The 18,703-nt window shown below is 71.1% G+C and carries 19 protein-coding genes; 6 read left to right on the top strand and 13 right to left on the bottom strand.

Features of this window, described 5'->3' with window-relative positions:
- Positions 1 to 53 precede the first annotated feature (53 nt).
- The gene (locus ACIBG8_RS36170) at positions 54 to 851 is read left to right on the top strand and encodes a chitosanase (RefSeq protein WP_397347620.1); all 798 of its coding nucleotides are present in this window, start codon (positions 54 to 56) and stop codon (positions 849 to 851) included.
- Here the strand turns inward: ACIBG8_RS36170 and ACIBG8_RS36165 are convergent.
- Together ACIBG8_RS36165 and ACIBG8_RS36160 are read right to left on the bottom strand one after the other, a co-directional pair.
- On the bottom strand, positions 833 to 1,333 hold the full coding sequence (locus tag ACIBG8_RS36165) for an AAA family ATPase (protein ID WP_397347619.1): 501 nt from the start codon (positions 1,331 to 1,333) through the stop codon (positions 833 to 835). The genes ACIBG8_RS36170 and ACIBG8_RS36165 overlap by 19 nt on opposite strands.
- A gap of 38 nt (positions 1,334 to 1,371) precedes the next feature.
- On the bottom strand, positions 1,372 to 2,106 hold the full coding sequence (locus ACIBG8_RS36160; RefSeq protein WP_397347618.1) for a glucose 1-dehydrogenase: 735 nt from the start codon (positions 2,104 to 2,106) through the stop codon (positions 1,372 to 1,374).
- An 80-nt stretch (positions 2,107 to 2,186) separates the two neighbouring features.
- On the opposite strand from ACIBG8_RS36160, the gene ACIBG8_RS36155 reads away from it, so the two are divergent.
- Genes ACIBG8_RS36155 through ACIBG8_RS36140 form a run of 4 tightly spaced genes read left to right on the top strand, consistent with a single transcriptional unit; the run spans position 2,187 to position 4,809 of the window.
- Positions 2,187 to 2,933, top strand: coding sequence for a hypothetical protein (locus ACIBG8_RS36155; protein WP_397347616.1), 747 nt, complete (start codon positions 2,187 to 2,189; stop codon positions 2,931 to 2,933).
- A 1-nt stretch (position 2,934) separates the two neighbouring features.
- Complete coding sequence (locus tag ACIBG8_RS36150) at positions 2,935 to 3,336, top strand: DUF5655 domain-containing protein (protein WP_397347615.1); 402 nt, start codon at positions 2,935 to 2,937, stop codon at positions 3,334 to 3,336.
- A gap of 13 nt (positions 3,337 to 3,349) precedes the next feature.
- On the top strand, positions 3,350 to 3,865 hold the full coding sequence (locus ACIBG8_RS36145) for a GNAT family N-acetyltransferase (protein WP_397347613.1): 516 nt from the start codon (positions 3,350 to 3,352) through the stop codon (positions 3,863 to 3,865).
- 17 nt (positions 3,866 to 3,882) lie between these two features.
- Positions 3,883 to 4,809, top strand: a complete 927-nt coding sequence (locus ACIBG8_RS36140; RefSeq protein ID WP_397347611.1) for an SGNH/GDSL hydrolase family protein — start codon at positions 3,883 to 3,885, stop codon at positions 4,807 to 4,809.
- Here the strand turns inward: ACIBG8_RS36140 and ACIBG8_RS36135 are convergent.
- The 8 genes from ACIBG8_RS36135 to ACIBG8_RS36100 form a co-directional block, all read right to left on the bottom strand.
- Positions 4,784 to 5,512, bottom strand: coding sequence for a sulfite exporter TauE/SafE family protein (locus ACIBG8_RS36135; RefSeq protein WP_397347610.1), 729 nt, complete (start codon positions 5,510 to 5,512; stop codon positions 4,784 to 4,786). The genes ACIBG8_RS36140 and ACIBG8_RS36135 overlap by 26 nt on opposite strands.
- A gap of 22 nt (positions 5,513 to 5,534) precedes the next feature.
- On the bottom strand, positions 5,535 to 7,124 hold the full coding sequence (locus tag ACIBG8_RS36130; protein ID WP_397347609.1) for an AMP-binding protein: 1,590 nt from the start codon (positions 7,122 to 7,124) through the stop codon (positions 5,535 to 5,537).
- Positions 7,125 to 7,280: 156 nt separating this feature from the next.
- Positions 7,281 to 8,525, bottom strand: a complete 1,245-nt coding sequence (locus ACIBG8_RS36125) for a carboxylesterase/lipase family protein (RefSeq protein WP_397347608.1) — start codon at positions 8,523 to 8,525, stop codon at positions 7,281 to 7,283.
- A complete protein-coding gene (locus tag ACIBG8_RS36120; RefSeq protein WP_397347606.1) occupies positions 8,516 to 9,787 on the bottom strand; it encodes a M28 family peptidase in 1,272 nt (423 codons plus the stop codon). Before ACIBG8_RS36120 ends, ACIBG8_RS36125 begins: the two co-directional genes overlap by 10 nt.
- A complete protein-coding gene (locus ACIBG8_RS36115; protein WP_397347605.1) occupies positions 9,784 to 10,584 on the bottom strand; it encodes a carbohydrate ABC transporter permease in 801 nt (266 codons plus the stop codon). Before ACIBG8_RS36115 ends, ACIBG8_RS36120 begins: the two co-directional genes overlap by 4 nt.
- Positions 10,581 to 11,435, bottom strand: coding sequence for a carbohydrate ABC transporter permease (locus tag ACIBG8_RS36110; protein WP_397347603.1), 855 nt, complete (start codon positions 11,433 to 11,435; stop codon positions 10,581 to 10,583). Before ACIBG8_RS36110 ends, ACIBG8_RS36115 begins: the two co-directional genes overlap by 4 nt.
- Positions 11,432 to 12,658 (bottom strand): ABC transporter substrate-binding protein, encoded by a 1,227-nt coding sequence (locus ACIBG8_RS36105; RefSeq protein WP_397347602.1) that lies wholly within the window; start codon positions 12,656 to 12,658, stop codon positions 11,432 to 11,434. The genes ACIBG8_RS36110 and ACIBG8_RS36105 overlap by 4 nt, the downstream gene beginning before the upstream one ends.
- Entirely contained in the window at positions 12,655 to 13,509 is an 855-nt protein-coding gene (locus ACIBG8_RS36100) for an alpha/beta hydrolase (RefSeq protein WP_397347834.1), read from the bottom strand. Before ACIBG8_RS36100 ends, ACIBG8_RS36105 begins: the two co-directional genes overlap by 4 nt.
- A gap of 67 nt (positions 13,510 to 13,576) precedes the next feature.
- Between ACIBG8_RS36100 and ACIBG8_RS36095 the strand changes: the two genes are divergently transcribed.
- On the top strand, positions 13,577 to 14,188 hold the full coding sequence (locus ACIBG8_RS36095) for a TetR/AcrR family transcriptional regulator (protein ID WP_397347600.1): 612 nt from the start codon (positions 13,577 to 13,579) through the stop codon (positions 14,186 to 14,188).
- On the opposite strand, the gene ACIBG8_RS36090 is transcribed toward ACIBG8_RS36095, so the two are convergent.
- From ACIBG8_RS36090 to ACIBG8_RS36080, 3 genes are all read right to left on the bottom strand, one after another.
- Complete coding sequence (locus ACIBG8_RS36090) at positions 14,175 to 16,058, bottom strand: hypothetical protein (RefSeq protein WP_397347599.1); 1,884 nt, start codon at positions 16,056 to 16,058, stop codon at positions 14,175 to 14,177. The two genes, ACIBG8_RS36095 and ACIBG8_RS36090, sit on opposite strands and share 14 nt — an antisense overlap.
- Positions 16,055 to 17,578, bottom strand: a complete 1,524-nt coding sequence (locus tag ACIBG8_RS36085) for a hypothetical protein (protein ID WP_397347598.1) — start codon at positions 17,576 to 17,578, stop codon at positions 16,055 to 16,057. The genes ACIBG8_RS36090 and ACIBG8_RS36085 overlap by 4 nt, the downstream gene beginning before the upstream one ends.
- Positions 17,579 to 17,645: 67 nt before the next feature.
- Positions 17,646 to 18,695 (bottom strand): LacI family DNA-binding transcriptional regulator, encoded by a 1,050-nt coding sequence (locus tag ACIBG8_RS36080; protein ID WP_397347596.1) that lies wholly within the window; start codon positions 18,693 to 18,695, stop codon positions 17,646 to 17,648.
- Positions 18,696 to 18,703 lie beyond the last annotated feature (8 nt).

Here is an 18,703-nt window from a genome sequence, read left to right as displayed (position 1 = left end):
CTCACGTCTGTAGGGTTCGTTAGGAAGCTTTCCTAACCCCCAGAGGAGCCTCCGTGCAGACGCGACGTACCGTCCTGCTCACCCTGCTCGCCGCCGCCCCGGCCATCGCCCTCGCCGCCCCCAGCCAGGCCGCGGCAGCCAAGGACCTGTCCGACCCGCACATGAAGGACATCGCCCTGCAGATCGTCTCCAGCGCGGAGAACTCCGACCTCGCCTGGCGCGACTACTTCAAGTACATCGAGGACATCGGCGACGAGCGCGGCTACACGGCGGGCATCGTCGGCTTCTGCTCGGGCACCGGCGACATGCTCGAACTCGTCGAGCTCTACACCCGGCGCAAGCCGGGCAACGTGCTGGCGAAATACCTGCCCGCGCTGCGCAACGTCAACGGCAGCGACTCGCACAAGGGCCTCGACCCGGGCTTCAAGGGCGACTGGGCGAAGGCGGCCAAGGATCCCGACTTCCAGAAGGCGCAGGAGGACGAGCGCGACCGCGTCTACTTCAACCCGGCGCTGCAGCAGGCCAAGGCGGACGGGCTGCGCGCCCTGGGCCAGTTCGTGTACTACGACGCGATCGTCATGCACGGGCCCGGCACGGACAGGGAGAGCTTCGGCGGGATCCGCAAGGCGGCGCTGAAGAAGGCCAAGCCGCCGTCCCAGGGCGGCGACGAGGTCAAGTACCTCAACGCCTTCCTGGACGCGCGCAAGGTGATCATGAAGGAGGAGGACGCGCACGAGGACACCAGCCGCGTGGACACCGCGCAGCGGGTGTGGCTCAAGGCGGGCAACCTCGACCTGAACACGCCGCTGAAGTGGAAGGTGTACGGCGACAGCTACACGATCAAGAGCTGATCGAGCACGCTCGCGAGGTTGTCCCCCAGCGGGAGGGCCGAGTCCACCACGAGGACCTGCTCGGGCCACGGCCGCCACTCGGCCCGCCTGCGCAGGACCGACGCCCAGGTGGGCTCGGCGAAGGCCAGTCCCCGCTCCCTGGCCTCCAGGCGTTTCCTGTGGAGGTCCTCGTCGGAGCACACGCACTCGACGACGCGGAGCGGGACTCCGGCCGCGACCCGCCGCCAGCCGTCCCGCGCCTCCTCCACGTCGTTGACGGCGTCGGCGACGACGGTCAGGCCCAGCGCGAGGTGATCCGCGGCCAGGCGCTGGGCCACACCGTACGCGGCCAGTCCGGTGGTGAAGCCGTGCTCCAGCCCCGCCTCGATCATCACGGACTCGATCGGGTCGACGGACAGCACGGGAGCGCGCAGGGCGCGGCCGAGCGCCTCGCCCAGCGCGCTCTTCCCCGTCCCAGGCAACCCGGAAAGAAGGATCAGCACGTCAGATCACCGGCCAACCTGAAAGAAGGATCAGCACGTCAGATGGCCGACCAGCCGCCGTCGACGGGCAGGATGACGCCGTTGACGTTGCTGGCGGCGTCCGAGGCCAGGAAGACGATCGCGGCGGCGATCTCCTCCGGCGCGGCGACCCGCCCGACCGAGGCGTGGAACGGCCCCAGGACGGCCAGCCCCCGCTCGTCGAAGGACAGCCCGGTCATGATCCCGGTGGCCACCCCGCCGGGCGCGACCGCGTTGGTGCGGATCCCCCTGTCCCGGTAGGAAACGGCGAGCGACCTGGTCAGCCCCACGAGCCCGTGCTTGGAGGCGGTGTAGGCGGCACCGGCCGCGCTCCCCCGCAGCCCGGCCTCGGACGCGACGTTCACGATCGCCCCCTTCCCGCGCTCCAGCAGGTACGGCAGCGCCGCCCTGGTGACCAGGAACGGGGCGGTCAGGTTGATCCTGATCACCCGCTCCCACTCGGCGTCCGTGACATCCCCGGCGAGCGCCATCGTGTCCATGACCCCGGCGTTGTTCACCAGCACGTCCAGCCCGCCGAACTCCTCGGCCGCCGTCCGCGCCACCCGCTCGGCCACCTCGGGATCGCTCAGATCCCCCACGACGGCGACGGCGCCGTCGAGCGAGTCGGCGACGGCCTTGGCCGCCTCGGCGTTCAGGTCGGCGATGAGGACGCGGGCGCCCTGCTGGGCGAAGGCGGTGGCGGTCGCCCGGCCGATGCCTGAACCCGCCCCTGTCACGATCACGTTTACGCTCATGGAAGGACCCTAACCGGGTGCTTTTCCAACGGCGCAAATCCCGATAGCTTGATCTGTCTGACGACATACGGGGTTGAGAGATGTCAAACGGTGCTCGTCACGCGCTCGGGGTGATCGCGGGGCTGATCCTGACGCCGGTGCTGGCGGCGGGGCTGAGCTACGGCTCCAGCGAAGTGATCATCACCTGGCAGCGCACACTCGCCACCTCCTGGATCGGCATCGGGGTGGTGGCCGCGTGCGGCGTCCTGCTCGCCCTGATGGCCGGGTCGCGGCTGTCACCGGTCGCCTCGCTCATCGCCGGGCTGGCCTTCACGCTCGTCGGGGTGGCCTCGCCGGTGGCGCAGACGTTGCGCCTGGACTGGCCGGTGGTCCCCGCCGGCATGCCCAGATGGCTCCCTAGCTGGCTCGCCATGGGCTACAGCACGCTGATGTACAGCGGGATCTTCTTGTTCCTCGGGGTCGCGCTGCTGGTGGCGTCGATGTTCCCGTCGCGCTGGCGCTCCAGGCGTCCCGCTCCGGTGCCGCAGCAGTCCTACACCCCGGCTGAGCCGTACCGGCAGCCTGACGCGTTCCAGCAGCCCGCCTACCACCAGCAGCCGGACCCGTTCCAGCCGCCGCCGGAGCCGTACCGGCCCCAGCCCGAGCCGTACCAGCCCCAGCAATATCCGCCGCAGGCCCAGCCGCAGCAACCCCTCGCCCAGCCGCAGCACTTCACGCCGCAGCAGGTCACGCCGCAGCAGGTCAAGCCGACCCAGCACCTGCCCACCTTCCCCGCGCAGCCTCCGGAGGACCCGGAGGACAGCACGCGGCCGATGAACCGCGACTGACGTGGGCCTGTGGACCTGCCCCCAGTGCGACCGGGAGTTCGCCCGCGCCGGCCAGTCGCACGTGTGCGTGCCGGGTTGCACGGTGGACGAGGTGTTCGCCCCCTGGCCCGAGTCCTACCGGGAGATCTACGACCGGCTCACCGAGCACCTCGGCCCCGTGCACGAGGACGCGGTGGGCGTCGGCGTGTTCCTCAAGTCGGCAGGGAAGTTCGCCGAGATCAGGCCCAAGGCGCGCAGCGTGTCCCTGCTGCTGAAGCTGCACCGGCCGGTCACGCACCCCCGGCTGGGCAGGTCGTGGCCCATGTCGGGTGGCGGGTACTGGCACGTCTTCAAGCTGACCCAGGTGGAGCACGTGGACGACCTCCTCCTGGAGTGGATGGCGGAAGCCTGCGACGGCTCATGAGGGAAGGAAGTACGTGAACGTCTCGCTCAGGAAGATCAGCCTGGCCGACCTCGACCTCTTCGAGGAGCACCTGGGGTCCGCCGAGGGCACCGGGGACCTGCAGTGGTTCGGGCTCAGGACCTCGAACGCGATCAGGCGCCAGTGGGCGGAGGACGGGCTGATCAACTCCGAGGGCGGGCGGCTGACCATCGAGGCCGACGGACAGACCGCCGGGTACATCCGCTGGTCCAAGGCCATCTGGGGGCCGCCGGACAGCTCGTGGAACTGGCACCTGGGGATCCTGGTGCTCCCGCACGCGCGCGGCAAGGGGGTCGGCACCCAGGCGCACATCCTGCTGGTCGACTACCTGTTCGCGCACACCCGCGCCGAACGCATCGAGGCGACCACCGACGTGCGGAACCTCGCCGAGCAGCGGGCGCTGGAGAAGGCCGGGTTCGAGCGCGAGGGCGTGCTGCGCCGGGCGCAGTGGCGCGACGGCCGCTGGCACGACCAGATCATCTACTCAACCTTGCGAAATAACGCAGAGTAGCCGTCACAATGTGATGCGTGATCGTGCCCCTGATGCTCACCGCCGCCCTTCTGACGGCCCCGAACGCCAGAACGTTCCACGAGTACGTCGCGCTCGGCGACTCGTGGAGCGCCGACGTGTCGCTCACGCACCTGACGACCGAGCACGTGCCGAGCGGCTGCGCGCAGAGCAGCTACGACTACCCCAAGCAGGTGGCCGCCGCGCTCGGCGTCGCGGTGCTGCGCGACGCGACGTGCGGCGGGGCGACCACGAAGAGCATGACCGAGCCGCAGAACGTCGACTACGTCAAGGGCGTCATCGGCGGGGTCAACGCGCCGCAGTTCGACCGGCTGAGCGCGGACACGGACCTGGTGACGCTGGGGATCGGCGGCAACGACATCGGCCTGGCCGCCGCGGTGGCGCAGTGCGTCAACCTGCTGCCGACGCTGACCGTGGTGCCTGGGGCGCTGCTCCCCGCGCCGCTGGGCGCGCCGTGCAAGCCGAGGTGGGTGTCCGGCGGGGTGGACCGGATGTCGGAGCGGATCGTCGCGGCCGAGCCCAAGGTGCGGGCGGCGATCGAGGGCGTCAGGGAGCGTTCGCCGCACGCGTCGGTCCTGCTGGTGGACTACCTGGCGGGGCTGCCGGAGGTCGGGGGCTGTTATCCGTACGTGCAGGCGACCGATCTGGACATGGACTGGCTCGGGGACAAGCTGGTGGAGCTCAACGCCATGCTGGCCAGGGTGGCGCGGGCGAGCGGCGTGCAGTTCGTGGACACCTACACCTCCAGCCGCGGGCACGACGTGTGCCAGTTGCCCGGCGTGAAGTGGGTGGAGGGGCTGCTGCCGCTGTCCACCGACCCGCTGGGCCCGGCGATCCCGTTCCATCCCAACAGGCTGGGCGCCGACCACCAGGCGCGCGTCGTGCTGAAGACCCTGGGGGTCAGTACGCTTCGAGGCCGAGTTTGACGGCGATGCCCAGCCCGCACGCCGCGGCGAGGTAGCGCAGGCTGTTGCCCGGCATCCGGCGGGCGATGCCGGGCCCGATCCAGCCGCCCGCCAGGAACCCCAGGCCCAGCGGCAGCACCGCCCACCACGCCACCGGGCCGAAGAGCGCGAACCCGGTGGCGGCGACGAGGTTGGCCAGGCCGGACAGCACGTTCTTGATCGCGTTCACCCGCGCGGGTACGGCGTCGATCATGGCCGACAGCACCGCGAACATCAGCAGCCCGCCCGCGGCCCCGAAGTAGCCCACGTAGACGGCGACGGCGAACAGCCCCACCTTCATGTACCACCCCTCGTGGTGGTGCAGGGACGGCCGCCTGACCAGCAGCAGCGAGGCGAGCCCGATCAGCCACGGCGCGATCAGCTCGAACGAGCGGGACGGCGTGAGCAGCAGCAGCCCGGCACCGGCCGCGCCGCCGAGCGCGGTGAGCCAGCCCAGGCGCAGCACGGTGGGCCGCTGCCCGGTGAGCTCGGGACGGGAGCCGAGGATCGACCCGACGGCGGTGAAGACGAGCGAGACGGTGTTGGTGACGTTCGCGACCAGCGGCGGCAGACCGAAGGCGAGCAGCGCCGGGTAGGAGATGATCGAGGCCAGGCTGACCAGCGTGCTGGCCACCCCGGCCGCGACGCCGACGGCGAACAGCCCGAGCGCCTCGCCGATGTCCACCGCGCCAGGCTACTCGGCGCGGTCAGGCCGTTCTCGACTGGCTCAGCCCCAGCAGCCCCATCGCGGTCTCGCGCATCTCCACCTTGCGGATCTTTCCGGTGACCGTCATCGGGAAGCCGTCCACGACGTGCACGTAGCGCGGGATCTTGTAGTGGGCCAGCTTGCCCGCGCAGAAGGCCCTGACCGCGTCAGCGGTGAGCGGTGTGGCGCCCTCGCGCATGACCACCCAGGCCATCAGCTCCTCGCCGTACTTCTCGTCGGGCACGCCGATGACCTGCACGTCGGCGATGTCGGGGTGACGGTAGAGGAACTCCTCGATCTCGCGCGGATAGACGTTCTCGCCGCCGCGGATCACCATGTCCTTGATCCGGCCGACCACGTTGACGTAGCCGTCGGCGTCCATGGTGGCCAGGTCGCCGGTGTGCATCCAGCGGGCCGCGTCGATCGCCTCGGCGGTCTTGTCGGGCTCGTTCCAGTAGCCGAGCATGACCGAGTAGCCGCGGGTGCACAGCTCGCCCGGTTCGCCGCGGCCGACGGTCAGGCCGGTCTCGGGGTGCACGATCTTGACTTCGACGTGCGGCATGACGCGGCCGACGGTCTCGGTGCGGCGCTCCAGGCCGTCGTCGGACCTGGTCATCGTGGAGACCGGGGAGGTTTCCGTCATGCCGTAGCAGATGGCGACCTCGGCCATGTTCATCTCGCTGACGACGCGCTTCATGACCTCGACCGGGCACGGCGAGCCGGCCATGATGCCCGTTCTCAGCGACGAGAGGTCGAAGTTTCCCGCGATGGCGAGTTCGGCGATGAACATGGTCGGCACGCCGTACAGCGAGGTGCAGCGCTCCTGCTCGACGGCGCGCAGCGTGGCCTCGGGGTCGAAGCTGGGGGCCGGGATGACGATGCAGGCGCCGTGCGAGGTGGCGCCCAGGTTGCCCATGACCATGCCGAAGCAGTGGTAGAAGGGCACGGGCAGGCAGACGCGGTCGTTCTCGTCGTAGTGGATGAGCTCGCCGACGAAGAAGCCGTTGTTGAGGATGTTGTGGTGGCTGAGCGTCGCGCCCTTGGGGAAGCCGGTCGTGCCCGAGGTGTACTGGATGTTGATCGCGTCGTCGGCGGACAGGCCTGGGTCGGGATACGGCTTCTGCTCGGCCCTGAGGGCGTCCCAGCTGTCCTCGCCGAGGTAGACGACGTCCTGGAAACCGATCTCGTCGACCATCGCGCGGTAGTCGCTGGTCTTGTGGGTGACGGCGCTGACGAGCAGGCGCATGCCCGACTGCTTGACCACGTACTCCAGCTCGTGGCTGCGGTAGGCGGGGTTGACGTTGACGAGGATGGCGCCGAGCTTGGCCGTGGCGTACTGCACGAGCACCCACTCGGCGCAGTTGGGCGACCAGATGCCCACCCGGTCGCCCTTCCTGATGCCGCGCGCGTGCAGGGAGCGGGCCAGGGCGTCCACGTCGTCGTTCAGCTGGGTGTAGGTCCAGCGGCGGCCGGTCGGGACGTCGACCAGCGCCTCCCTGTCGCCGAAGCGGCGTACGGTGCGCTCGAGGTTCGCGCCGATCGTCTCGCCCAGCAGCGGGGTGTCGGCGGCGGCGCTGGAGTAGGACAGCATGGGGCCAGTCTGCGACGCCGTCCCCACGCGCACTACCCTCGGGGTTGGATCGATTCCATGTTCAGGCAAGACAACCTCCAGAAGGCGTGGTTTTCTGCGGCGCCGTGAGCGCGGGCACGCGGCCCGCCGCCCAGCGGCTCGGACTGCTTTCCCGACCTACTCGAAGATCAGCTTCTCGGCGGGCAGCGGGTGGCCGCTGACGAAGCGCACCCAGGTCCCGTGCATGGCGTCGGCCAGCGCCTGGGGCGGGGTCCCCGCCGTGCGTGCCACGCCGGGAGCGTCGAGCACGTCGAAGACGAACGGCAGGTCGAGGTTGTGCACCGCGCCGACCCTCCCGCCGCCGACCGGGCTCTCGACCGGCGACTCCCAGCGGAACTCGTAGGTGTGGGCGGGCCGCGCCTCGGCGATCCACTGGGTCTCGCGGCCGAACAGGTGCCGGGTGACGGCCTGCGCCGCCGCCTCGTCGAAGCCCGCCCGCCTGACGAACAGATCGGCCTCCTGGGAGGTGCACCCCACCAGGAGGGGCACGTCGGCGCGCAGCGCGCCCAGAGGCGGGCCGTGCAGGAGGTCGCCGTCCACGACCGGCTTGAGCGGCACCGACTCGTTGAGCCCGCCCGCCTGCCCGGTCAGCGGCGGCGGCTGGGCGTCGACCAGCGCCTGGGGCGTCAGGGCGGCGAAGTCGTCCCTGGTCGGCCTGATGCCGAGCCTCGCCGCCACTTCCTTGGCGTACGCCTCGGCCTCCTCACGGGTGGCGACCAGAGTGGCCGAGCCGCTCATCACGATCGCCCGGTGGAAGAGGTCGGCCGCGCGCGGCATGGACATCAGGGTCGCGACGGCCGCGCCGCCCGCCGACTGCCCGGCGATCGTCACCCGCGACGGGTCGCCGCCGAAGGCCGCCACGTTGTCGCGCACCCACTCCAGGGCGGCCAGCCAGTCGAGCACGCCCCTGTTCAGCGGCGCGCCCTCCAGCGCGAGGAACCCCTCGAAGCCCAGGCGGTAGTTGATCGCCACGCAGACGACGCCGTCGCGGGCGAAGCGGTGGCCCTGGTGCCAGGCCGCGCTGTTGGCCCCGATGGCGAAGGCGCCGCCGTGGATCCAGACGAGCACCGGCAGCCCCGCCGACCCCGGATCCGGGGTGTGCACGTCGAGGTTCAGGCAGTCGTCGCCCACGGCGAAGACGTCGGGGGCGAACAGCCCGATGTCCGTCGAGGCGGGCTGGGGTGCTGCCGGGCCGTGCGCGACCGCCTGCCGTACCCCCTCCCACGGGACGGGCGGCGCGGGCGCGGCGAAGCGGTGCACGCCGAACGGCGGGGCGGCGTACGGCACGCCGAGGAAGGCGTGCACACCCTCGGCGACAGTGCCCTCGACCTGCCCCGAGGTGGTCCTGACGATCACACCCATCCCGCTGTCCCTTCGACGATCCTGATCGCGGCCCTGGTCAGTGGTTCGAGGCTGGGTTCGTGCACCTTGTCCAGCGTGTCCGCGGAGTCGAACAGGTACATGGGCGCGGCGAGGAAGTGCACGAGCGGCACCCCCTCCGGGTGGAAGAACGCTCCGTCGGTGGGCGGCATCGGGGAGAACAGGTCGGGCGGCAGCACGAACGAGCGCCGCAGGTCCTCGGCCACCAGCGCGTCGTGCACCAGCTTCTCCAGGCGCGGCTCGCGGGTGGTGAACCACCAGCGCGGCTCCGGGTCGTCGGTCGGCACCAGCTCGCCGTCCACGCCCACGCACTGCCTGGCCGCGTGCTCCAGGTGGAGTTGCAGGACCACGTCGGGCAGCAGCGCGCGGTTCTCCTCGATGAAGGCCCTGGTGCCCGCCGCGTGTGCCATGTGCCCGGCGGTGAGCAGGAAGAGCAGGTTGTGCGGCCGCTCCTCCTCCGGCACGCTCGCCCAGTGCTTGGCCGCGGCCAGGACCAGCGCGACGCCCGAGGCGTCCTCGACGGCCGACGCCCAGGGCGCGTCGTGGTGCGAGCCGATGATCACCCACTTGTCCGAGCGGCCGGGCAGGGTGCCGATCACGTTGTGCGAGGTGGCCTGACCGGTCTCCGACTCCACGTCGAGCACGCCCGTGACCGGCCCCTCGTCCATCAGCGCCAGGATCCGCCGCGCGTCGGCGCCGGACAGCCACACGGCGGGCAGGTCCCGGTGCACGGCGTCGTAGGGCACGTAGTAGTCGCGCGTCTCCCACGGCACCCCGGTCAGCGCCCCGGCGAACCCGGCGGCGCCGCCCTCCAGCGCGCCGCCGATCACGTCCAGGTAGTCGAGCTGGAACGGCAGCACCTGCACCAGGTCGTCGAAGGCGCCCTCGGGGTCGTGCACCGAGGTGGCCGCGTCACGCAGCGCCGCCTGCGGCAACTCGGTGAAGGTGTACTCGGGCACCACGATGTGCCCCGGCACCACCTCCCGGCTCAGCGGCGCGGTGACCCGCGCCCTGGCCCTCGTGTACGGCAGAGCGAAGGCGGCCACCTCGACCTCCCCGGCGGTGAGCGTGGCGCGCACCGGCTTCCAGTAGGGCAGCTCGACCGGCGCCAGCCGTACCCCCTGCAAACCGAACCCGGTGAACAGGTCGGCGGCCCACGCGGCCACCCGGTCGTCGGCCGGGTAGCCGGGACGCCGCACCCCCTGGGCGACGATCGTCTCGATCCACCCCATGATCTCGCTCATCGCTTCACGCCTCCGAAGGTCAGACCCGCCACGTAGTACCGCTGCAACGACACCATCAGGATGAACGGTGGCACAGCGGTCACCAGCGCGGCAGCAGTGGTCAGGTGGTAGCTGAGACCGTGCTCGCTCTGGAAGTTGGCCAGCCCCACCGGCAGCGGCCACAGCGCGGGGTCGTTGGCCACGATCAGCGGCCACAGCAGGTTGTCCCACTGCGCCAGGAAATGCACCAGGAACAGGGTGACCAGGGCGGGCTTGAGCAGCGGCACCGCGATGCGGGCGAAGATCAGGAACTCCCCCGCCCCGTCGACGCGCGCCGCCAGCAGCAGCTCCTTGGGGATGCCGAGCGCGAACTGCCGCACCAGGAACACCCCGAAGGCGCTGATCATGCCGGGCACCATCATCCCCTGGAAGGTGTCGATCCAGCCCAGCTCCTTGACGATGAGGAAGACCGGGATGACCAGCACCATCGGGGTCAGCGCCAGCGTCCCGACGACCAGCGCGAACAACGCGCGGCGCCCGGGGAAGGAGAGCTGCGCCATCGCGTAGCCCGCCGCTGCCGAGAAGACCACGTCGAGCCCGGCCGTGCCGAGGCACAGGATGAGGCTGTTGCGCACGTACAGCGGGAAGTTGCCGTCGCCGAACAGCAGAGCCAGGTTGTCGAGCAGGTGGAAGCCGTTGAACACCAGCCCGCGCAGATCCGTGTCGTCGGGCGCAGAGGCCACGACCAGCATCGTGTAGATCGGCAGCAGCATGAAGCCGACGGCGGCCACCAGCCACGCGCCGCGCAGTACCTTCACGAGTCACCACCACGGAGGAAGCCGAACTGCAGCGCGGACACGATCACCATCACGGCCAGCAGCACCATGCCCATCGCCGAGGCGTAGCCCAGGTGCTCGTAGGGGAAGGCGTTGGCCCAGATGTAGTACGGCAGCACCTGGGTGGCGTCGGCAGGACCGCCGCCGGTGAGCAGGAACGCGGGCACGAACGCCTGCATCGCCCCGGCGACCGAGATGACCAGCACGAACAGCAGGGTCCTGCGCAGCAGGGGCAGGGTGATCCTGACGAACGTGCGCGCGGCCCCCGCCCCGTCGATGGCCGCCGCCTCGTACACCTCGCCGGGCAGCGCCTGCAGCCCGGCGGTGAGGATGATGACGAACAGGCCCATGCTCTTCCAGACCACCATCACCACCAGCGCCCAGATGGCCAGGTCCGAGCTGGTCAGCCACGACTGCGGCGCGACACCGAGGAAGCCGACCAGCGTGTTGGCCAGGCCCTGGTCGGAGTAGATGATCACCCAGACCATGGACGTGGCCGCCAGCGGCATGACGGCCGGGACCATGATCAGGGCACGCAGCCCGCGGTTGAGCCGTCCCGGCTTGCTCAGCGGCACCGCGACCAGCAGGGCGAGCACGATCGTGGGGACGACCGTGCAGACGGTGTAGATCGCGGTGATCCCGGCGGAGTTCCAGAAGCCGGGGTCGTCGAGCATGCGCCGGTAGTTGTCCAGCCCGATCCAGCCGGGCGTCCCCGCCATCTCGTAGTCGGTGAAGCTGAGATAGACGGCGGAGACGAACGGCACGAGCCAGAACACGACGAAGAACACGGCCACCGGGAAGGTGAGGAGAACGCCCGCTTTCGACTGGCTCACAACACCGGCCGGACGGTCGCGTCGAAGGTGCGCGCGGCCTCCTCCGGACTGGACTTGCCGTGCGCGACCGCGTCGACCGCGCTGGATGCGGCCTTGGCCAGCTCCACCGTGCCGGGGATCACCGGGCCGAAGTCGACGTGCGGCAGGCTGTCCGCGACGAGCTTCATGATCTCGGACTTGCCGCGCGGCCCCGCCTCGCGCCAGCCCTTCACCGGGATCACGATGCCGCTGTCCAGGTTGGCCGCCACCGACTCGGCCCCCTGCAGGTAGTCGATGACGTGCCAGGCGGCCTGCTGGTCGGGCGAGTCCTTGGCCACGCCCCAGCCCCAGGTGTAGGCGGGGACGACGGGGGTGCCGCCGTCCCAGGAGGGCATCGGGGCGACGCCGTACTCCTTGCCGTAGGTCAGGGTGCTCTTGCCCAGCTTCTCCAGGGCGGGGCCGAGGAAGGCGCCGCTGATGACCATGGCGGCCTCGCCGGAGTAGAACAGGCCGAGCGCGCCCAGGGGGTTGGCCAGCTTGGGGTTGCCGAGCCCGGCCATGTACCTCAGCGCCTTGATCCCGTGCTCGGTGGCCAGCGACGCCTTCGCGCCGTCGGCGCTGACGAGCTCGCCGTTCCTGCCGCCGATGAGCGCGGTCAGCGCCATCAGGGCCCACTGCGGGTCACCGTACAGCCATTGGATGCCCACCTTCCTGCGGTCGGCAGAGGTGAGGCGGCGGCTGTAGTCGGCGAGCTCCTCCCAGGTGGCCGGGGGCTTTTCCGGGTCGAGCCCGGCCTGCTTGAAGCGGTCCTTGCGGTAGTAGAGCAGGCAGGGGTTGAAGTCGATCGGCACGCCGTACTGCTGCCCCTTGTAGGACAGCGGGGTGAGCGTGCCCGGCTCGTAGCGCTGGAGCTGCTCCTTGACGGTCGCGGGCGCCAGGCGGCCCTTCCTGGCGTGCGAGGGGAAGCTCCAGTGCCCGATCTTGAAGACGTCTGGCGGGGTGCCGCCGCTGAAGGCGGTCAGCAGCTTGGCGTCGAGCTGCCCGACCGGCAGGTACAGCAGCTTCACGTCGACCTTGAACTCGGCGATGTAGCGGTGGACGAGCTGCTGGAACTGCGCGCCCGTCTCCTGCGAGCCGTGCAGCCAGACGGTCACCGACGCCGGGCCCTTGGCCGGGGTCCGGGCGCCGCAGGCGGCCAGGGAGAGCGCGCCTGCGGCCAGAAAGCCTCGCCTGGTCAGCGTCATGCCAGGCCCTTGGTGGCCTGGTCCTGCCAGGCGGTGTCGGCGAGGAGCTGGGGCGGGCTGCCCACGAAGGCGCCCCTGGCCAGTGCGTCGCCGCGCAGCTGGTACATCAGCCACGCGGTCAGGTAGCCGAGGAAGCCGCCGCCGGTGTTCTGGATGTCGTTGTGGCCCGCGCCCTTGAGCATGGCCTTGGCCGCGCCGTGCGCCGCCTGGTTGTAGTAGCCGGTCACGGCGGAGGACGGGGAGATGATCCAGTCCGAGGTGCCCGACATGAAGAAGACGGGGCACGGCAGCGCGGCCACCGAGAAGGCGTCGCCGGGGCTGACCCAGATCGGCGCGGGCAGCGCGATGGGCACCACGGTGGTGACCAGGCCGCCGGACAGGTTGGCCGCGTTCACCGAGCCGCCCGCGCCCTGCGAGTGGCCGACGGCCGCGACCTTGGTGACGTCCAGCTTGCCGTGGAAGGGGCTGGACGGGTCGGCGTCGAGGCCGACGAGGTGCTGGAGGGCGGCCAGCATCTCGGTGCCGGTGCCCGTCGTGGTGTCGGTCGAGGCGACGACGGCGAAACCCCAGGAGGCGAGCCTGTTCAGCAGGCCAGGGTAGTTGTCCGGGGTGGCCGCCGTGCCGTTGCCCCAGGTGACGATCGGGTGGCGCAGGCCGCCCGCGCCGAGGTCGGCGGGGTGGTACAGCCGGTGGCCGCCGGAGGTGCCGGTGGCGACCGCCCACGGGCCGGGGACGGCGAAGTGCGCCTCGATCGTCCCTGCCTGGGCGGCGGTGGTCCTGGACAGCAGCCCGGCTGACACCGCGGTGAGGAGGCCGGCCTGGAGGACGCGCCGGCGGGAAAGGTCTTGCATGGTCACCTCGTGGGATTCTTTGGAGACGTGAACGTCTCCCGATAGAGGGAAGTACGATCGGGGGGCGATGTCAAGACCACTTCCTCGCGGCAGGCACGGGCTCTCGGCGGAGACCGTGCGCAGCTCACAGCGGGCGCGCCTGATCGAGGCCATGCTGCAGCTCGTGGCCGCGCGCGGCTACGCCGCCACGACCGTTCCCGACGTGATCGCCGCCGCGCGGGTCTCGCGCAACGCCTTCTACGCCCAGTTCGCCGACAAGGAGGCGTGCTTCCTCGCGGTGTGCGAGCGCGACCTTCCCGAGATGGTCGCGTCGATCTACACGGCGACCGCGGGCACCGACGCGAGCTGGAGTGACGCGCTCTCGCTGGGGCTGACGGCCTACCTGCGGTGGTGGCAGGAGCGGCCCGCGTACGCCCAGGCGTACTTCGTCGAGCTGCCCAGGGCGGGCGCTCGGGCGCTGGAGCAGCGCGACGAGGCCTACCGGCCGTTCCTGCACATGATCGGGGCTCTGGCGGTACGTGCCCGCGCCGAGCCGTTGCCGCCGGCGGTCCCGCGGTTGATCGTCTACGGGATCACCGAGTTCATCGCCGCCGAGGTGCGCGAGGGCCGGGTGGGCGACCTGCTCGCCTCTGCGGACGACCTGCGGCACTTCGCCGTCACGCTGATCACGGCAAGCTGACCACCCCCTCTGCGCGGACGGTCCAGCCCTCCGGGAAGCACCGCTCGGCTGCCAGGTGCGCGACCGCGGTCAGGAGTCCGCCGTTGCCCGGCAGGTAGGCGGGCAGGTACTCGGGCCACTGCCGGTTGTGCCCGTTGACCAGGTAGGTGTTCTTGGGCACGTCCATGAGCAGCGCGCGCACCGCCGTCTCGGGCTCACCGAGCCGGGCCGCGCACAGGGCGAGCATCGGGTAGTCCCAGCCCCAGGTGCTCTCCAGGTCCCAGTCGTCCAGCACGTCGTGGAGGGTGGCGCGCATGGTCTCCGGGTCGATGAGCGGGGTCGGCGGCACCACCCCCAGGGCGCCCGTCATCGACGGGTGGTCGGTCCTGATCGTGTACGGCTCCGCAGCGATGGCCGCGTAGACGCCGTCGCGCACGCACGGCCTGGCCAGCCCGTCCTGGACCCGCGCCCACTCCTCGTCGCGCCCGAGGCCGAGCAGCTCGCGCCACCGCTGCGCGGTCTCCAGCCCCCACCACCAGTAGGCCAGCTCGAAGGTGGGGTTCACCACCCGGGCCCGGTCCTCCCAGTACGACTCCTGCGCCGGGACCAGCGGCGGCCCGAGCGCGTAGGCGCCCTCCTCGCGGCGGGGGAAGGACGCCATGAAGGCGGCGCTTTCGAAGACCAGGTCGCTGTAGTCGTGCAGCGCCTCCGGCCGGACCCTTCTGACCAGCTCGGCCAGGTAGATCGGGTGCGGCTGCTGCCAGAGGATGAACGCACCGATCGGGCTGGGACTCTCCCTGCCGTCGGGGCTTGTCTGCTTGGGCCAGCGCACGCCCGCGTAGCCCTGCCGCTCCGCGGTCGCCCGCGCGGCGGGAAGGATCCCGCGGTACCAGCCGAGGCTGCGCTCCAGCAGGTCGGCGCGGCCCCAGAGGGCGAAGTGGGCCGCGTGCCACCAGTGCATCTCCAGGTGGAACTTGCCGCCCCAGGAGTTCTGCAGCAGGCCGGTCTCCTGGGGCGGGGTGGAGCCCGCGCAGTGGATCGCGGTGAGGTACTGCGAGAGCACCACGCGGCGTTCCAGCTCGGCGGCCTGCGGCGGCCCGTCGAGCTCGACCGCTCCCCCGGTGCTCCAGAACCGCGCCCAGTGCTCGGCTGAGGCGGCCTTGACCTCCTCGAAGGAGGGCAGCTCCTCGCGGTTGTCGAACGCGATCACCACCTCCGGGCCGTCGAAGCGGAAGAGGTGTTGCCCCAGCCGCTCCCCCGCCGGTTCCGTGGTCACGTGGTAGCGGTCGTCGTCCAGGACGCGGGTGAGGTGCCTGCCCTCTGCCAGCGTGGTGTGGCGGTCAGGGCTGTCCCAGTCGGCCGTGGTGTGCCAGCCGTCGCTGGCGTAGGGAAAGGCGAGCGTGACGGGCGCGCCTCCCTCGACCCTGACGGCCAGCAGGTCGCGTGCCGGATGGCAGACGGTCTCGACCGTGTACGGCCTGCCGTACACGGTGAAGCAGCTGGTCAGGAGGCCGGTCCACAGGTCGAGCGTCTGGCGGGTGCCGGACAGGTCGGCCGGCGTGGCGTCGCCCGGGTCGAGGGCGATCCTGCCCAGGTGCAGCCGTTGCGGGTTGACGTGCAGCCAGGTTCCCGCCGCGTGGCCGCCGTGCAGGTCGGGGTAGCCGACGCCGTCGTAGTCGGTCAGCGCGTCGGCCAGGGTGTGGCCTTCAGGGTTGGGCATGGTGTGCCAGCCCCACTGGGCCTGCGTGCCGTACGGAACGAAGGTCTGCAGGCCCGTGACGTCGGCGGTGAAGGCGAACTCGCCGTTGCCGACGCTCAGCGGCGACTCAGGATCCGGCTCGGTCACCACGATGGTGTGGCGGGCGACGAGCGCCCGCCGGTCGATGCTCACGCGCAGCCCGGGGTGCCCGACGCCCGCTGGGTACGCATGTAGGTGACGTCGCCCGCGACGTCCTGCTGCGCCATGGGGCCCAGGTCGAGCACCACGTCGGTGAAGGCCAGCGACGCCTTGCGCATCACCGCGAAGTCGATCGCCTCGACCCCGAACTGCGGCGAGAACAACGTCTTGGGCGCCGCGATGGCCGCGACCGTCGGCAGCAGGTGCTGGTTGTACGGCGTGCCCTCCCCGCCGAAGCCGCAGTGGTGCGGCACGGTCCCGAGGTCTGCCGCCGACAGGCCCTTGAGAATGGCGGTGCGGCGCACGTCCCGGTACACGACGTGCTCCTTGACCAGCTCGCGCAGCGGCGTGCTGTCGGTCACCGGCACCCACAGCAGCTCGGTCAGCGCCGGGTCGGCGACCAGCCGGCCGTTCGACGCGAGGTCGTACTTCTTCGCGCCCAGGTGCTCCAGGACGACGACGGAGGACACCTTGCCCTGGTCGTACTCGGCGTCGAGCAGCGCGGCGAGCTGGCCGGCCCCGCCCTCGCGGACGGCCGGCCCGGTGAGGTGCTGGTAGAGGTGGCCGGTGACGAAGGCGAACTGGATCGTGCGCGGACGGCACGCGACCGGCAGCGCGGCGAGGTAGCGGGCCATCTCGATCATGGTGAGCGGGCCGTTGTCCCAGATCGGGCTCATGCCGTCGGTGTGGCTCTCCACCACGATCTTCTGCGCGCTCGCGCCGGGCAGCGTGGCGAGCACGGTGCGGGTGGTCGTGGGCGTCCAGGCCGCGTTCACGGTGAGCGTGGCCTGCGCCGCCGCCTTGAGCTGCGCGCCCTCCACCGCGCCGACGTAGATGCCGGGCAGGTCGTACGGCAGGCCCTCGTAGGGGGCGTACATGCCCTCGATCTGGTCGTGCGGCAGCTTGCTGACCTCGATCACGCCCTTGGCGCCCGCCGCCGCTGCCGCCTTGAGGTCGGCGTCCGCCGCCGCCGGGGCTTCGAGGGATTCCGAGCCGAGCGGGTTGATCGTGTGCGCCGGGTCGTACATGTGGTAGCCGAGCATCAGCGGGTAGAACAGCGCGTTCGGCACCGACTGCCAGGGCAGGTCCCTGATGACGATCTTCCCGGCCGAGTTGGCCGCGGTGATCGCGGTGCCCGCAGGCACGTGCACGAGCGGCGCGGTGACGCCGCCTGGACCGGTGGATTTCGAGAACGGGATCGGCGCAGCAGCGCGGCCCGGGGTGACGGCGGTGGACAGCGAGTCATAGCGGTCGATCTGGTACGGCAGCGCCGACAGCTGGATGCCGGGAATGGCCCCGACCTCCTGCTCCAGCCAGTTGACGTAGTTCGCGTGCGCCGCCGAGCCGGTGGGCCGGGGACCGAACGCGCCCTGCTGTTGCGCCAGGTCCTTCAGCCGCTGCTCGGTGGCGAAGGCCGCCGGGTCCACCCGGACGGGACAGACCGTGGCTTCGGCGGGAGACGGCACCGCGACCAGCAGCGGAGCCAACAGGGCGAGGAGAGCCAGTCGTTTCACAGGAGGATCCCTTTCTTGTTAAATCGTTTTAATCTCAGGCAAGGCGATCCCCCGATTCGCTGTTTCCCTAGGAGCGCGGAGGCCCCGTCGTCCCGCGCACGATCAGACCGGGCGACACCGAGGACACGACCGCGCTGTTGCGCCCCTCGATGCGCTCCACGAGCAGCTTGGCGGCCGTCGCCCCGATCACCCGGCCGTCCTGGTCGACGCTGGTCAGCGAGATGCGCTTGAGCGAGGCGATCCCGATGTTGTCGTATCCGGCGACCGACAGGTCGTCAGGCACCGACAGCCCGGCCTCGTCCGCGGCGCGCAGCACGCCGAGCGCGGCCACGTCGGCGCCCGCGAAGATCGCGGTCGGCGGGCGGTCGCTCGCCAGCAGCTCCAGCGCTCCCCGGTAGCCGCCCTCCTCACTGAAGGAGGTGGCCACCACCTGGGGTTCGAGCCCTCTGGCCGTCATCGCCTGCCGGTAACCCTCGGCGCGCACGGCGTGCGGCAGCCCGTGGGCGCGGCCCCTGTCGAGGTGGGTGATGTGGCCGATGGCGCGGTGCCCCAGCGCGGCCAGGTGCTCGACCACCAGCCCCGCGCCCATGACGTCGTCGTCCACCACGGCGTCGTAGGCGGACGCCGAACCGTGCCGCCCGACCACCACGACGGGCACCGCCGCGGCGAGCGCCGCCAGGTCGGCGTCGGCGATGACCGGGGAGATGAGGACGAGCCCGTCCATACTCCTGTCGATCATGGCGTCGGTCATCCTGGCCTGCGTGGCGGGTTCGACGCCGCCGGGGCCGAGCAGCACCTGGTACTCGGTGTCTGCGAGCTGCTCGATCAGGCCCTCGATGATGTCGGGGAAGAACGGGTTCCTGGTGTCGGACAGCAGCACGCCGAGCGTGTAGGTGCGCCCGCGCATCGCCCTGGCCGCCGCGTGCGGGCGGTAGCCCAGCTCCTCGATGGCGGCCCGCACCTTGAGCTGCATGGCCTCGCTCACGCCGTAGGCGTCGCGCAGCACCTTGGACACCGCGGCCGTCGAGACCCCAGCCCGCTTCGCCACGTCGGCGATCGTCACCCGCCCGCTCGACACATGATTCCTTTCGTAGAACGAAACACGAATGTACCTCACGGATGGCT

The organism is Nonomuraea sp. NPDC050556, assembly GCF_044457355.1.
In the GTDB taxonomy this organism is placed as follows: domain Bacteria; phylum Actinomycetota; class Actinomycetes; order Streptosporangiales; family Streptosporangiaceae; genus Nonomuraea.
This window is presented reverse-complemented; position numbering and strand designations above follow the sequence as displayed.